The 13,050-nt window shown below is 71.4% G+C and carries 13 protein-coding genes; 3 read left to right on the top strand and 10 right to left on the bottom strand.

The features are described 5' to 3' along the window. Positions 1-60 precede the first annotated feature (60 nt). A complete protein-coding gene (locus tag Sfr03f_RS12910; protein WP_108953987.1) occupies positions 61-1,548 on the bottom strand; it encodes a hypothetical protein in 1,488 nt (495 codons plus the stop codon). Between the two features lie 199 nt (positions 1,549-1,747). On the opposite strand from Sfr03f_RS12910, the gene dapA reads away from it, so the two are divergent. Beyond that, a complete protein-coding gene (gene dapA / locus Sfr03f_RS12905; RefSeq protein ID WP_108953986.1) occupies positions 1,748-2,635 on the top strand; it encodes a 4-hydroxy-tetrahydrodipicolinate synthase in 888 nt (295 codons plus the stop codon). 75 nt (positions 2,636-2,710) lie between these two features. Here dapA and dapD read toward each other — a convergent pair whose 3' ends face one another. Beyond that, the gene (dapD, locus tag Sfr03f_RS12900) at positions 2,711-3,700 is read right to left on the bottom strand and encodes a 2,3,4,5-tetrahydropyridine-2,6-dicarboxylate N-succinyltransferase (RefSeq protein ID WP_108953985.1); all 990 of its coding nucleotides are present in this window, start codon (positions 3,698-3,700) and stop codon (positions 2,711-2,713) included. Positions 3,701-4,043: 343 nt separating this feature from the next. Here dapD and Sfr03f_RS12895 point away from each other — a divergent pair, with 343 nt between their 5' ends. Both Sfr03f_RS12895 and Sfr03f_RS12890 read left to right on the top strand, forming a co-directional pair. Beyond that, a complete protein-coding gene (locus Sfr03f_RS12895; RefSeq protein WP_108953984.1) occupies positions 4,044-5,345 on the top strand; it encodes a DUF7847 domain-containing protein in 1,302 nt (433 codons plus the stop codon). A gap of 137 nt (positions 5,346-5,482) precedes the next feature. Further along, positions 5,483-5,899 carry a DUF2200 domain-containing protein gene (locus Sfr03f_RS12890; protein WP_108953983.1) on the top strand — a complete coding sequence of 139 codons (417 nt, stop codon included), beginning with the start codon at positions 5,483-5,485 and terminating at the stop codon, positions 5,897-5,899. Between the two features lie 157 nt (positions 5,900-6,056). On the opposite strand, the gene Sfr03f_RS12885 is transcribed toward Sfr03f_RS12890, so the two are convergent. The 8 genes from Sfr03f_RS12885 to Sfr03f_RS12850 form a co-directional block, all read right to left on the bottom strand. Beyond that, on the bottom strand, positions 6,057-6,389 hold the full coding sequence (locus Sfr03f_RS12885; RefSeq protein ID WP_108953982.1) for a metal-sulfur cluster assembly factor: 333 nt from the start codon (positions 6,387-6,389) through the stop codon (positions 6,057-6,059). Continuing rightward, a complete protein-coding gene (gene sufU, locus Sfr03f_RS12880) occupies positions 6,386-6,850 on the bottom strand; it encodes a Fe-S cluster assembly sulfur transfer protein SufU (protein WP_108953981.1) in 465 nt (154 codons plus the stop codon). The genes Sfr03f_RS12885 and sufU overlap by 4 nt, the downstream gene beginning before the upstream one ends. 17 nt (positions 6,851-6,867) lie before the next feature. After that, positions 6,868-8,127 (bottom strand): cysteine desulfurase, encoded by a 1,260-nt coding sequence (locus tag Sfr03f_RS12875; protein WP_108953980.1) that lies wholly within the window; start codon positions 8,125-8,127, stop codon positions 6,868-6,870. Next, the gene (sufC, locus tag Sfr03f_RS12870) at positions 8,124-8,888 is read right to left on the bottom strand and encodes a Fe-S cluster assembly ATPase SufC (protein WP_108953979.1); all 765 of its coding nucleotides are present in this window, start codon (positions 8,886-8,888) and stop codon (positions 8,124-8,126) included. Before sufC ends, Sfr03f_RS12875 begins: the two co-directional genes overlap by 4 nt. Before the next feature lie 7 nt (positions 8,889-8,895). Continuing rightward, positions 8,896-9,216: a bifunctional 3-phenylpropionate/cinnamic acid dioxygenase ferredoxin subunit gene (locus Sfr03f_RS12865; RefSeq protein ID WP_108953978.1), complete on the bottom strand. Its 321-nt coding sequence runs from the start codon at positions 9,214-9,216 to the stop codon at positions 8,896-8,898. Continuing rightward, positions 9,213-10,397 (bottom strand): Fe-S cluster assembly protein SufD, encoded by a 1,185-nt coding sequence (sufD, locus tag Sfr03f_RS12860; RefSeq protein WP_108953977.1) that lies wholly within the window; start codon positions 10,395-10,397, stop codon positions 9,213-9,215. Before sufD ends, Sfr03f_RS12865 begins: the two co-directional genes overlap by 4 nt. A 74-nt stretch (positions 10,398-10,471) precedes the next feature. Then, complete coding sequence (sufB, locus tag Sfr03f_RS12855; protein WP_108953976.1) at positions 10,472-11,893, bottom strand: Fe-S cluster assembly protein SufB; 1,422 nt, start codon at positions 11,891-11,893, stop codon at positions 10,472-10,474. After that, a complete protein-coding gene (locus Sfr03f_RS12850; RefSeq protein ID WP_108953975.1) occupies positions 11,890-12,630 on the bottom strand; it encodes a helix-turn-helix transcriptional regulator in 741 nt (246 codons plus the stop codon). Before Sfr03f_RS12850 ends, sufB begins: the two co-directional genes overlap by 4 nt. Positions 12,631-13,050 lie beyond the last annotated feature (420 nt).

Below are 13,050 nucleotides of genomic sequence, written 5' to 3'. Positions count from 1 at the left end.
CCGAGCGGGCGGCCGGGCGACCGGATCAGCCGCGGTAGGTGGTGTCGCGCGGTCCCGTGGTCAGCCGGCCTGCTGGGACCGGGCCTTGTAGGCGGCCTTGCGGGCCTCCTTGGCGATCCTCTTGTCCGGGTGGAGCCGCCCCATCGCCTCGAGCACCTCGGCGGTGGCCGGGTGGTCGACCCGCCAGGCGGTGTCGAAGAACCCGCTGTGCTGCGCGGCCAGGCCCTCGACCAGCGCCACCAGTTCCTCCGAGTTGCCCTCGGCGGCCAGCTGCGCGGCGACGGTGTCGACGGTGAGCCAGAAGACCAGCTCCTGCGAGGGCGCGGGGATGTCCGCCGCGCCGTGCTCGGCCAGCCACACCCGGGCGAGGCCGCCGAGTTCCGGGTCGTCCAGCACCTCGCGCAGCGCGGGTTCGGCCTCGGTGCCCACCAGCGACAGTGCCTGCTGGCAGTGCAGCCGGCGCAGCGGGGCGTCCGCGTCGCCGCCCCGGGCGGCGGCCAGCAACTCCCGTGCGGCGGCGAGCGGTTCACGGCGGGCCAGCCACTGCTCGGTCTCCGCGCGGGCAGCGAGCGGGCCGTAGTGGACGGTGCCGTCGAGCAGTGCGTCGGCGCCCTTGCCGGCGAGGTCGCCGAGGGCCGGGGCGGCGTAGCCGGCGTCGAGCAGCCGGGCGCGCAGCCCGTAGAGGCCGAGCGGGGTCAGGCGGACCACGCCGTAGCGCTCCAGGTCCTCCGGCTCGTCGTCGGGGGTCTGCGGAGCCGCCTGGCCCTCCTCGATCAGCAGCGACTCGTCGACCGGCCGGAAGTCGGCCAGGCCGGTCGGCGCGAGGATCCGGAACTGGTCGTCCAGCCGCATCATGGCGGTGGAGACCTCCTCCATCATCGCGTCGGTCGGCTCGGCGACGTCCGAGGGGACGACCACCGAGGCGGCCAGCGCGGGCAGCGGAACGGGGGCGCCCTCGGGGGCGCGCTCGTCGGCGGTGAGGAGGTAGAGGTTCGCCAGGACGCCTTCGAGGAACTCGGCCTCGGCCTGCGGGTCCCAGTCCAGCGAGGAGAAGTCGATCTCGCCGCCCTCGTCCATCACGTCCATCAGGTCGTCGAAGTCGGGGACGGAGGCGTCGGCGATCGCCGCGTCCAGCGCGTCCAGCCAGATGTGCAGCACCTCGGCGGGCGAACCGGAGGTCAGCAGCGCCAGGTTGTCGCCGGCGCGGACGGTGCCCTCCTCCTCGTCCAGGACCTCCACCAGGCCGGTGTCGACGGCGGCGCGCCAGGCCTCGCTCGCCTCGGCCTGGGCCTCCTCGGCCGCCTCGGCGTCCGTGACCGCCCCGGCGTCCGCGCCGCCCTCGGCACTCCGGCCGGTCAGCCCCAGCGCCTCGGCAGCCGCGGCGAGCTGCTCCTCGACCAGACCGCCGCCGGAGTCGACCCGGGTGTCCGGCCCCGCCCAGCGGGCCAGGCGGGCCGCCCGGGAGAGCAGCGGGGTGGCGAGCGCGTCGCGCGCCAGCTCCGCCTCGGAGGGCAGCCGTACCGGCGGCAGGGGGGTGCTGTCTGACATCGGGGCGGTTCTCCTCGGAGGGCGTTCGGGCAGGGCGACCAGCCTAGACGGGTGATGGTGCCCCCGGGACGGCGTGTCCCTCTTGCGAGGGAAGCACCCGAAGATCCTTGACGCGAAGACCTTCGTTTCAGTTCTGCTACCCGATACAGGCCAGAACTTTTAAGTGGACCTTCACCGACCGGCGGCCGACACTCCAGACATGACGACGCTTCCCTTCGGACGCGCCCTGTGCGCGATGGTCACCCCCTTCACCCCGGACGGCGCCCTCGACCTCGACGGCGCGGCCGTCCTCGCCGAACGGCTGGTGTCGGGCGGCTGCGACGGACTGGTGCTGAACGGCACCACGGGCGAATCGCCGACCACCTCGGACGCGGAGAAGTCCGCGCTGATCGGCGCCGTGCGGGCGGCGGTGGGCGAGGGGCCCGCGCTGCTGGCCGGGGTGGGCACCGCCGACACGGCGCACTCCGCACAGCTGGCCCGGCAGGCGGAGGGGGCGGGCGCGGACGGACTCCTGCTGGTCTCCCCCTACTACAGCCGCCCGCCGCAGGACGCGCTGGAGGAGCACTTCCGCGCGGTGGCGGACGCCACGGGGCTGCCGGTGATGCTGTACGACATCCCCGGCCGGACCGGCGTGCGCATCGAGACGGCGACGCTGCTGCGGCTCGCGGAGCACCCGCGGGTGGCCGCGGTCAAGGACTGCGCCTACGACCTGCTCGGCACGCAGAAGCTGCTGGCCGAGTCGGATCTCGCGGTGTACACGGGGTGCGACGAGTACGTGCTCGCCACCTACGCGATCGGGTGCGCGGGGTACGTCGGCACGGTGGCGAACGTGGTGCCGGGGCACTTCCGGGCGATCGTCGACGCGTTCGACGCGCGGGACACGGAGCGGGCGGCCCGGCTGCAGCGCGAGGCGGTCCCGCTGATCGAGGCCATGATGTCCTCGGGCCTGCCCGGCGCGGTCACCGCCAAGGCCCTGCTGTCCGACCTCGGTCTCCCGGCCGGCCCGGTCCGCGCCCCGCTGCGGGCCGCGTCCGCCGGGGTGACGGCGGACCTGCGCAAGCGGTACGAGGCGCTGACCGCCGCCTGACGGGAACGCCCTCCCCCGGCCCGTCGGCCGGCGGAGGGCGTTCCTGCGGATCTCTCGCGGGAAGCTCCCGGCGGATCAGTTGTGGCTGTGCAGGATCTCGTTGAGGCCGCCCCAGACCGCGTTGTTCGGGCGGGCCTCGACCGTGCCGGTGACCGAGTTGCGGCGGAAGAGGATGTTGGACGCGCCGCTCAGCTCGCGGGCCTTGACGACCTGCCCGTCGGGCATGGTGACCCGGGTGCCGGCGGTGATGTACAGGCCGGCCTCGACGACGCACTCGTCGCCCAGCGCGATGCCCACGCCCGCCTCGGCGCCGACCAGGCAGCGCTCGCCGATGGAGATGACGACGTTGCCGCCGCCGGACAGGGTGCCCATGGTGGAGGCGCCGCCGCCGATGTCGGAGCCGTCGCCGACGATGACACCGGCCGAGATGCGGCCCTCGACCATCGAGGTGCCCAGGGTGCCCGCGTTGAAGTTGACGAAGCCCTCGTGCATCACGGTGGTGCCCTCGGCCAGGTGGGCGCCGAGGCGGACCCGGTCGGCGTCGGCGATGCGCACGCCCTTGGGGACGACGTAGTCCGTCATGCGGGGGAACTTGTCGATGGAGGTGACCTGGAGGTGCAGGCCCTCGGCGCGCGCGTTGAGGCGCACCTTCTCGATGTCGTCGACGGCGACCGGGCCGAGCGAGGTCCAGGCGACGTTGGCCAGGTGGCCGAAGATGCCGTCCAGGGACTGGCCGTGCGGCTTGACCAGGCGGTGCGAGAGCAGGTGGAGGCGCAGGTAGGCGTCGTGCGCGTCGACCGGCTTGTCCTCCAGGGAGGCGATGACCGTGCGGACGGCGACCACCTCGACGCCGCGGCGGGCGTCCTGGCCGACGGCCTTGGCGGCGCCCCCGCCGAGCAGTTCGGCGGCACGCTCGGCGGAGAGCCGCTCCGTCCCGGTCGGGCCGGGGGCGTCGGCGAGCGCGGGGGCGGGGAACCAGGTGTCGAGAACGGTTCCGTCGGCGGCGATGGTCGCGAGACCCGCGGCGACGGCGCCGGTGGCGCGGGTGGCAGTCGTGTCGGTCATGGGGGAAACGCTATCCGGAGCGGGCTCGTGGAGGCGAACCGGTGTCCACGGAACGGGCGTCCTCCTCAGGGAGCGTGGGCCGTGCCGGGCGACGACCCGGGCGGCACGCGCCGCCGGACCCCGGCACGCCCGTCCGGAGCCCGGCGAACTAACGTTCGCCATGTTCACGTAGGACCGCGCCACGGTCGACATCCTCCGCGGCGCCCCAGGGGTGGGAGCACAACCGAAAATGTCGTACAACCAGCCGCCACCGCCTCCGTACGGCCCTCCGCCGCAACCGCCGCACGGCGGACAGCCGCCGCAACCTCCGTACGGCGGACACGGCGGACACGGCGGGTACGGCGTGCCGCCGCAGCCGCCCTACCCGTACTACGCGCAGAAGGCCTGGGCGCCGCAGCCGGGCGTCGTCCCGCTGCGCCCGCTGGGCGTGGGCGACATCATCAAGGGGACGTTCCTCGCGTTCGGCCGGTCCTGGCTGCAGTTGCTGGTCTTCGCCCTGCTGACGATGCTGGGCGTCGGTCTGCTCCTGACCGTCCCGCTGGTCCTGCTCGGCGCCGGCGACCCGGAGACCACCGCGCCCGCCTCGGTGTCGCTGGCCCTCCTCGGCGGCCCGGCCGCGCTGTTCGTCCTGCCCGCGCTGATCTACGTGGCGCCCATGATCGCGCTGCGGGAGACCGTGGTCGGCCGCAAGGTCACCCTGTCCGTGCTGCGGGAGCGCATCGGCGTCCGGACGCTGCGCGTGCTGGGCACGATGCTGCTCGTCATGTGCGCGGCCCTGCCGTTCTTCCTGGTGGCCGTCGTGGGCGGCGTCTGCGTGGGCGTGGGCGTCGAGCAGCAGAACCCGGGGGGCACGGCGCTCGCGGTCGTCGGCTTCCTGGTGGTGTGCGCGGCGATCGTGGGCATGGTCTGGATGGGCTACCGCCTGATCTTCGCCCCCGCGATCACCGTCCTGGAGGACCTGGGCCCGGTGGCCTCGTTGCGCCGTTCGGCGGCGCTGGTGAAGGGCGACTGGTGGCGGGTCTTCGGCATCACCTACCTCATGGGCATGATCGTCGGTGCCATGGCGTACGTGGCGATCCTGGTCTGCATGCTGGTGATGATGCTCGTCACGGTGCCCCTCGCCTCCTCCGCGGGCTTCTCCGAGGGGGCCGACCCGACGTGGGGCATCGCCGCGGTGGTGGTCATGGTGCTGGTCGGCGCGGTGATGGCGGCCGTGTACTTCCTGACCTTCGCGCTGAGCTCGTACAGCACCGGGCTGCTCTACGTCGACCAGCGCCTGCGCCGGGAGAACTTCGCCGAGACGCTGCTCGCCTCCGCCGCGTCGTACGGCCCGCCCGGAGCGGCTCCCCCGGCGGCGCCGGCCGGCCCGTACCCCGGCGCGACGGCTCCGTACACCGGCCCCGTGGCTCCGTACACCGCCCCGACGCCCCCGCCCGGAGCTGCCGCGGGCCCCACGGACCCGTACCTCCCGCCCATGGCGCCGCCCGTCCCGCCCACGGCGCCCCCGTCCGCCCCTCCGGCGGACACCCCTCCGGCAGACGCCTCTCCGTCGGGCGCCCTCACGCCGCCCGACGGCCCGGCCTCCCCTGCCGACGGCCCGGCCTCCCCGCCGGCACCGCCCGCCGGACCTCCCGCGCCGCGCTAGGAGCCGCCCGCCCCGCCCGCCTGAGCGGACGACGCATCGGCCGGTCCGGTCGATGGGCGACCCCCTGCCCGGACCGGCCGGCTCACCCCCGACGGCGGAACTACAGTGGGGACGACCGACGACGTGGGGAGCACACCGTGGCCGCCGACCGCATCAGGCGCATGACCTTCGCCTCGATCTATCCGCTGTACGTGACCAAGGTGGAGCGCAAGGGCCGCTCCGAGGACGAGGTCCGCCAGGTGATCACCTGGCTCACCGGCTACGACGGCGCCGGTCTCGACCGGGTGGTCGCCGACGGGACGGACCTGGAGACCTTCTTCGACGAGGCCCCCGCGATGAACCCGAACGCCTCGCTGATCACCGGCGTGATCTGCGGCCACCGGGTCGAGGAGATCGAGGATCCTCTGATGCAGCGGATCCGCTGGATGGACAAGCTCGTCGACGAGCTGGCCCGCGGCAAGAAGATGACGTCGATCCTCCGCGCCGGCGTCAGCGGAAGCAGCGGCAGCGGCAGCGGCAGCGGCAGCGGCAGCGGCAGCGGCAGCGCCGCCTGACCCGCGCGGCACCCAAGTACTCCCCGGGCGTTCCCCGAGCCACGACACGACGACGACGGCCCCCCTCCCCGCCCGGCAAGGGCGGTGGAGGGGGGCCGTTCGGCCGTGCCGTACGAACGCGTCGCGCGGAGGGCGGGCGTGCGGGCGCGCGTGAACGTCAGACGTTGAAGCCCAGCGCCCGCAGCTGCTCGCGGCCGTCGTCGGTGATCTTGTCCGGACCCCACGGCGGCATCCAGACCCAGTTGATCCGCAGCTCGCTGACCAGTCCGTCGGTGGCCGACTTGGCCTGGTCCTCGATGACGTCGGTCAGCGGGCAGGCCGCCGAGGTCAGCGTCATGTCCACGGTGGCGATGTTCGCGTCGTCGACGTGCACGCCGTAGATCAGGCCCAGGTTGACGACGTCGATGCCCAGCTCGGGGTCGACGACGTCCAGCAGCGCCTCGCGGACCTCTTCCTCCGAGGCGGGCTTCATCTCAACCGTCTCGCTCATGCGGTGGTCTCCTTGTCGGTGGCGCCCAGCGCCTGTGCGGTCGCGTCCTTCCAGGCCATCCAGCTCAGCAGGGCGCACTTCACGCGGGCCGGGTACTTGGAGACGCCGGCGAACGCGACCGCGTCCTCCAGCACCTCCTCCATGGCGTCGTCCGGCTCGATCTTCCCCTTGGACTGCATCAGCTCCAGGAAGGTCTCCTGGATCGTGCGCGCGTCGTCCAGCTCCTTGCCGACCAGCAGCTCGTTGAGCACGGAGGCGGAGGCCTGGCTGATGGAGCAGCCCTGCCCCTCGTACGACACGTCGGTGACCTTCGTGCCGTCGTACTTCACGCGCAGGGTGATCTCGTCACCGCAGGTGGGGTTGACGTGGTGCACCTCGGCGTCGCCGTCACGCAGACCACGCCCGTGCGGGTTCTTGTAGTGGTCCAGGATGACGTCCTGGTACATCGAATCCAGCTTCACGGCTCCGCCGCGTCCTCTCAGCCGAAGAAGTTCCGTACGTGCTCCAGGCCGTCGACCAGGGCGTCGACCTCGGCCGGTGTGGAGTACAGATAGAACGACGCTCGCGTGGTCGCGGGAATTCCGTACCGCAGGCAGACCGGACGCGCGCAGTGGTGTCCGACCCGGACGGCGATGCCCTGCTCGTCGAGGACCTGGCCCACGTCGTGCGGGTGGATGTCGCCGAGCGTGAAGGAGATCGCCGCGCCGCGGTCCTCGGACGTGGCCGGGCCGATGATCCGCAGGTCGGGGACCTCGATCAGGCGCTTGACCGCGTACTCGGTGATCGCCTTCTCGTGCGCGTGGATCTTCTCCATGCCGATGGCCGACAGGTAGTCGATCGCCGCGCCGAGCCCGACCGCCTGGGCGATCGGCGGGGTGCCCGCCTCGAACTTGTGGGGCGCCGGGGCGTAGGTCGACGAGCTCATCGAGACCGTCTCGATCATCTCGCCGCCGCCGAGGAACGGGGGCAGGTCCTCCAGGAGCTCCTGGCGGCCCCAGAGCACACCGATGCCGGTCGGGGCGCACATCTTGTGGCCGGTGAAGGCCACGAAGTCGGCGCCGAGGGCCTGCACGTCCAGCGGCATGTGCGGGGCGGCCTGGGAGGCGTCGACGCAGACCAGCGCGCCGACGTCCTGGGCCCGTCGCACGATCTCCTCGACGGGGTTGTGCGTGCCGAGGATGTTGGAGACCAGCACGAAGGAGACGATCTTCGTCTTCTCGGTGATGACCTCCTCGATGTTCGACAGGTCGAGGCGGCCGTCGTCGGTGAGGCCGAACCACTTCAGCTTCGCGCCCGTGCGCTGCGCGAGCAGCTGCCACGGCACGATGTTGGAGTGGTGCTCCATCTCCGTGATGACGATCTCGGTGTCGCTGTCCACCCGGTAGGGCTCGTCGGCCCAGCCCAGCATGTTGGCTACGAGGTTGAGGGACTCGGAGGCGTTCTTGGTGAAGATCACCTCGTCGCGACTGGGGGCGTTGACGAACTCCGCCACCTTGTCGCGGGCGCCTTCGTACAGTGCCGTGGCCTCCTCGGCGAGCACGTGCACCCCGCGGTGGACATTGGCGTTGTGGCGCTCGTAGTAGGCACTCAGGGCGTCGAGCACCTGGCGCGGCTTCTGGGAGGTCGCCGCGTTGTCCAGGTACACGATCTTCCGCCCGTCGTGGACCTCGCGGTCCAGGATGGGGAAGTCCTTGCGGATCGCCTCAAGGTCGTCGAGGAGGCCCGGCAGCTGTGTCACTCGGAAGCGCCACCCTTCGTGTAGGCCTCGTAGCCCTCGTTCTCCAGCTTGTCGGCCAGCTCGGGACCGCCGGACTCGACGATGCGGCCGTTCGCGAAGACGTGGACGTGGTCGGGCTTGATGTAGCGCAGGATCCGCGTGTAGTGCGTGATCAGCAGGGTGCCGACCTGGCCGCTCTCGCGGACGCGGTTGACGCCCTCGGAGACGACGCGCAGGGCGTCGACGTCGAGGCCGGAGTCGGTCTCGTCGAGGATCGCGATCTTCGGCTTGAGCAGCTCGAGCTGGAGGATCTCGTGGCGCTTCTTCTCACCGCCGGAGAAGCCCTCGTTCACGTTGCGCTCGGCGAAGGCGGGGTCCATGTTGAGGCGCTCCATGGCCTCCTTGACCTCCTTCACCCAGGTGCGCAGCTTGGGGGCCTCGCCGCGGATCGCGGTGGCGGAGGTCCGCAGGAAGTTCGACACGGAGACGCCGGGGACCTCGACCGGGTACTGCATGGCGAGGAAGAGGCCGGCGCGGGCGCGCTCGTCGACGGACATCTCGATGACGTCCTCGCCGTCGAGGGTGACCGTGCCGCCGGTGATCGTGTACTTGGGGTGACCCGCCAGGGAGTAGGCGAGAGTCGACTTGCCGGAGCCGTTGGGGCCCATGATGGCGTGCGTCTCGCCCTGCTTCACGGTGAGGTCGACGCCCTTGAGGATCTCCTTCGTGGCGTTGTCGGCCTCGACGGTGACGTGCAGGTCTCGGATTTCAAGCGTTGCCATGGGTGCCTCAGGACTCCTGGGTGAGGGAGACGAGTACGTCGTCCCCTTCGATCTTTACGGGGTATACGGGGACGGGGCGCGTCGCGGGAAGACCGGACGGCTTGCCGGTGCGGAGGTCGAACGCGGAGCCGTGCAGCCAGCACTCGATCTGGCAGTCCTCCACCTCGCCCTCGGAGAGGGACACGTTCGCGTGCGAGCAGACGTCGTTGATCGCGAACACCTCGCCCTCGGTGCGCACGACGGCGACCGGCGTGCCGTCGATTTCCACCCGCTTGGGGGTGTTCTCCTCCAGCTCGCCCAGTGCGCAGGCGCGTACGAAGGCCGTCATGCGACCGCCGCCTCCAGCTCCTCGTCGATCTTGGCGAGCAGGCGCTCCTCGATGTCGTCGACGCCGATCTGCTGGACCAGCTCGGCGAAGAAGCCGCGGACGACGAGGCGGCGGGCCTCGTACTCCGGGATGCCGCGGGCCATCAGGTAGAAGAGCTGCTCGTCGTCGAAGCGGCCGGTGGCGCTGGCGTGGCCGGCGCCGACGATCTCACCCGTCTCGATCTCGAGGTTCGGCACGGAGTCGACGCGGGCGCCGTCGGTCAGAACCAGGTTGCGGTTCATCTCGTAGGTGTCGGTGCCCTCGGCGGCGGCCTCGATGAGCACGTCGCCGATCCACACCGCGTGGGCCTGCTCGCCCTGCAGGGCGCCCTTGTAGACCACGTTGGACTTGCAGTGCGGGATGTTGTGGTCGACGAGGAGGCGGTGCTCCTGGTGCTGGCCCTGGTCGGTGAAGTACAGGCCGAACAGCTCGGCCTCGCCGCCGGGACCGGCGTACTCGACGCGCGGGTGCAGGCGCACCAGGTCGCCGCCGAAGGTGACGACGACGGACTTGAAGGTGGCGTCGCGGCCGACCAGCGCGTTGTGCTGGCCGACGTGGACGGCCTTCTCGTCCCAGTCCTGCACGGAGACGACGGTCAGCTTGGCGCCGTCGCCGAGCACGTACTCGACGTTGCCGGCGTAGACGGCGTCGCCGCTGTGGTCCACCACGACGACGGCCTCGGCGAACGCGCCCAGCTCGACCACGGTGTGGGAGTAGCAGGTGCCGCCCTGGCCGGCGACCGTCACGCGGACCGGCGCGCTCAGCACCGTCTCCTTGGGCACGGTCACCACGGTGGCCTGCTCGAACGCCGAGTACGCCTGGGCGGCGACCCGGTCGACCGGCTTGCCGGCCCGGCCCAGGCGGGCGTCGTCACGGCCGACGGACTCCACCGCGACGCCCTCGGGGGCGTCGACGGTGACCTTCACGCCGTCGCCGGAGGCGGTGGCGGTGCCGTCGTGCAGACCGCGCAGGCGCGCCAGCGGGGTGAACCGCCACTCCTCCTCGCGGCCGTGCGGGACCGGGAAGTCCGCCACGTCGTAGGAGGGCGGCGCGCTCATGCGCGTGGCGACGGTCGACTCTGCGGCCACCGCGATGGATCCGGCGGTGGTGGAGCCCACCGGGGCATTCTGAGCGTCAGCCATGGCTGTCGTCATGCTCGCTTTCGTTGCTTCAGGACTGTTCGTTGCTTCAGGGACGGGCGGGGCGGGGGCCGGGGTCAGCCGACCGCGCCCTCCATCTGGAGCTCGATCAGCCGGTTGAGCTCGAGGGCGTACTCCATGGGCAGCTCCTTCGCGATCGGCTCGACGAAGCCGCGCACGATCATCGCCATCGCCTCGAACTCGGAGAGACCGCGGCTCATCAGGTAGAAGAGCTGGTCCTCGGAGACCTTGGAGACGGTCGCCTCGTGGCCCATGGACACGTCGTCCTCACGGACGTCGACGTAGGGGTACGTGTCGGAGCGGGAGATGGTGTCGACCAGCAGCGCGTCGCAGAGCACGTTCGACTTGGAGCCGGGGGCGCCCTCGCCGATCTCGATCAGGCCGCGGTAGGAGGTGCGGCCACCGCCGCGCGCCACCGACTTCGAGACGATGTTCGACGACGTGTTCGGCGCCATGTGGACCATCTTGGCGCCGGCGTCCTGGTGCTGGCCCTCGCCCGCGAAGGCGATGGACAGGGTCTCGCCCTTGGCGTGCTCGCCCATCAGGTAGACGGCCGGGTACTTCATCGTCACCTTGGAGCCGATGTTGCCGTCGATCCACTCCATGGTCGCGCCCTCGTACGCCACGGCGCGCTTGGTGACCAGGTTGTAGACGTTGTTCGACCAGTTCTGGATGGTCGTGTAGCGGCAGCGGGCGTTCTTCTTGACGATGATCTCGACGACCGCGGAGTGCAGCGAGTCCGACTGGTAGATCGGCGCGGTGCAGCCCTCGACGTAGTGCACGTAGGCGCCCTCGTCGACGATGATCAGGGTCCGCTCGAACTGGCCCATGTTCTCCGTGTTGATGCGGAAGTAGGCCTGCAGCGGGATCTCGACGTGCACGCCCTTCGGCACGTAGATGAAGGAGCCGCCGGACCACACGGCCGTGTTCAGCGCGGCGAACTTGTTGTCGCCGGCCGGGATGACGGTGCCGAAGTACTCCTTGAAGAGCTCCGGGTGCTCCTTGAGCGCCGTGTCGGTGTCGAGGAAGATGACGCCCTGCTCCTCCAGGTCCTCGCGGATCTGGTGGTAGACGACCTCCGACTCGTACTGGGCGGCGACACCGGCGACCAGGCGCTGCTTCTCCGCCTCCGGGATGCCCAGCCTGTCGTAGGTGTTCTTGATGTCCTCGGGCAGCTCTTCCCAGGAGGTCGCCTGCTTCTCCGTGGAGCGCACGAAGTACTTGATGTTGTCGAAGTCGATGCCCGACAGGTCCGAGCCCCAGTTCGGCATGGGCTTCTTCTCGAAGAGGCCCAGGCCCTTGAGGCGCAGCTTGGTCATCCACTCCGGCTCGGACTTCTTCGCCGAGATGTCCCGGACGACGTCCTCGTTGAGGCCGCGCTTGGCGGAGGCGCCGGCCGCGTCGGGGTCCGCCCAGCCGTACTCGTACTTACCCAGACCCTCGAGTTCGGGGTGGGCAGTCTCCGTGGGGAGAGTCATGCGGGGTTCCTCCCGGCCGTGCTCGTAGATGATGAATGACCACTGGTGGCGTGGTCGTCGATCCTGGAAATCTTGGGGATGAACGTCGTGCAGACGCCGTCACCGTGCGCGATCGTGGCCAGTCGCTGGACGTGGGTGCCGAGCAGCTCGGAGAAGATCTCCGTCTCGGCCTCGCACAGCTGCGGGAACTCCTCAGCGACGTGGGCGACCGGGCAGTGATGCTGGCAGAGCTGCTCGCCGAGTTGCGGGGAGGGAGCGCTGCGCGCACTGGCAGCGTACCCGTCCGCGGACAGCGCTCTGGCCAGCGCCTCGGCCCTGCGCTCGGGCGGTACCGACTCCAGCGCCTTGCGGTAGGCGCCTGCCTGGTCGGCCAGCCGGGCACGTGCGAAAGCGGCCACCGCCCGCTCACCGCCCTCCTGGTCCGCGATCCAGCGCAGCGCGTCCTTGGCCAGCTGGTCGTACGACTGGTCGAAGGCGTCCCTGCCTCCGTCGGTCAGCACGAACACCTTCGCGGGTCGCCCGCGCGTGCGAGCGCCGTAGACCCGGCGTTCGCGGGCCTCGACCACGTCGTCGGCGACCAGCGCGTCCAGATGCCTGCGCACCGCGGCCTGGGTCAGCCGCAGGCGGCCGGCGAGTTCGGCGACCGTCGACGGGCCGTGGTCCAGGATCGAGCGCACGACCCGGTTGCGTGTGGAACGCTCCCCGGTCGTGGTTTCTTCCTGGCCGACGTTTTTCACAACGCCATTGTTGCGTAATTACCGGCGGACGGACAAGCCGCGTCCGCCGGGCCGGTGGTGCCCTTCATCACTTAGGTCCACCTAACCTGACCTGCGGAAAGGGACGCTCCGGAAAACCGGGCCGCGCGCCGCGAAGGCCCTGGCCACCCTGCACGCCACGCCTTCCGCACCGCTCGCCGGCCCCTCGGCGACCCGCCCCTCGCCCGCCGCAGAGCTGCGTTCCCCGGGCGTCCGGCCAGGTGGGACCCCGCTCGTCCACTCCTCCCTCAGCTCACCCGGCCGGGTGAAGGGCGGTGCCGTCGCGGCCGTCGGAGCGGCGCGGGCCCGTCTGCTCACCCTCGCCGGCGCGGTGACTTCGCGGGGGGCCGGCCGCGCGGGCACCGGCCCGCGGCGGACGGCGCCGATCCGGCACCCGGGGAC

This window comes from Streptomyces fragilis (genome assembly GCF_003112515.1).
GTDB classification, from domain to species: Bacteria; Actinomycetota; Actinomycetes; order Streptomycetales; family Streptomycetaceae; genus Streptomyces; species Streptomyces fragilis.
The sequence above is the reverse complement of the archived record's forward strand: the minus strand, read 5'-3'. Positions and strand labels throughout refer to the sequence as shown.

Excerpts from the sequence above, each read along its gene's own strand:
- Sfr03f_RS12865 (WP_108953978.1), bottom strand. The coding sequence starts at position 9,216 with ATGACGGCCTTCGTACGCGCCTGCGCACTGGGCGAGCTGGAGGAGAAC.
- sufC (WP_108953979.1), bottom strand. The coding sequence starts at position 8,888 with ATGGCAACGCTTGAAATCCGAGACCTGCACGTCACCGTCGAGGCCGAC.
- Sfr03f_RS12885 (WP_108953982.1), bottom strand. The coding sequence starts at position 6,389 with ATGAGCGAGACGGTTGAGATGAAGCCCGCCTCGGAGGAAGAGGTCCGC.
- dapA (WP_108953986.1), top strand. The coding sequence starts at position 1,748 with ATGACGACGCTTCCCTTCGGACGCGCCCTGTGCGCGATGGTCACCCCC.
- sufD (WP_108953977.1), bottom strand. The coding sequence starts at position 10,397 with ATGGCTGACGCTCAGAATGCCCCGGTGGGCTCCACCACCGCCGGATCC.
- sufB (WP_108953976.1), bottom strand. The coding sequence starts at position 11,893 with ATGACTCTCCCCACGGAGACTGCCCACCCCGAACTCGAGGGTCTGGGT.
- Sfr03f_RS12910 (WP_108953987.1), bottom strand. The coding sequence starts at position 1,548 with ATGTCAGACAGCACCCCCCTGCCGCCGGTACGGCTGCCCTCCGAGGCG.
- dapD (WP_108953985.1), bottom strand. The coding sequence starts at position 3,700 with ATGACCGACACGACTGCCACCCGCGCCACCGGCGCCGTCGCCGCGGGT.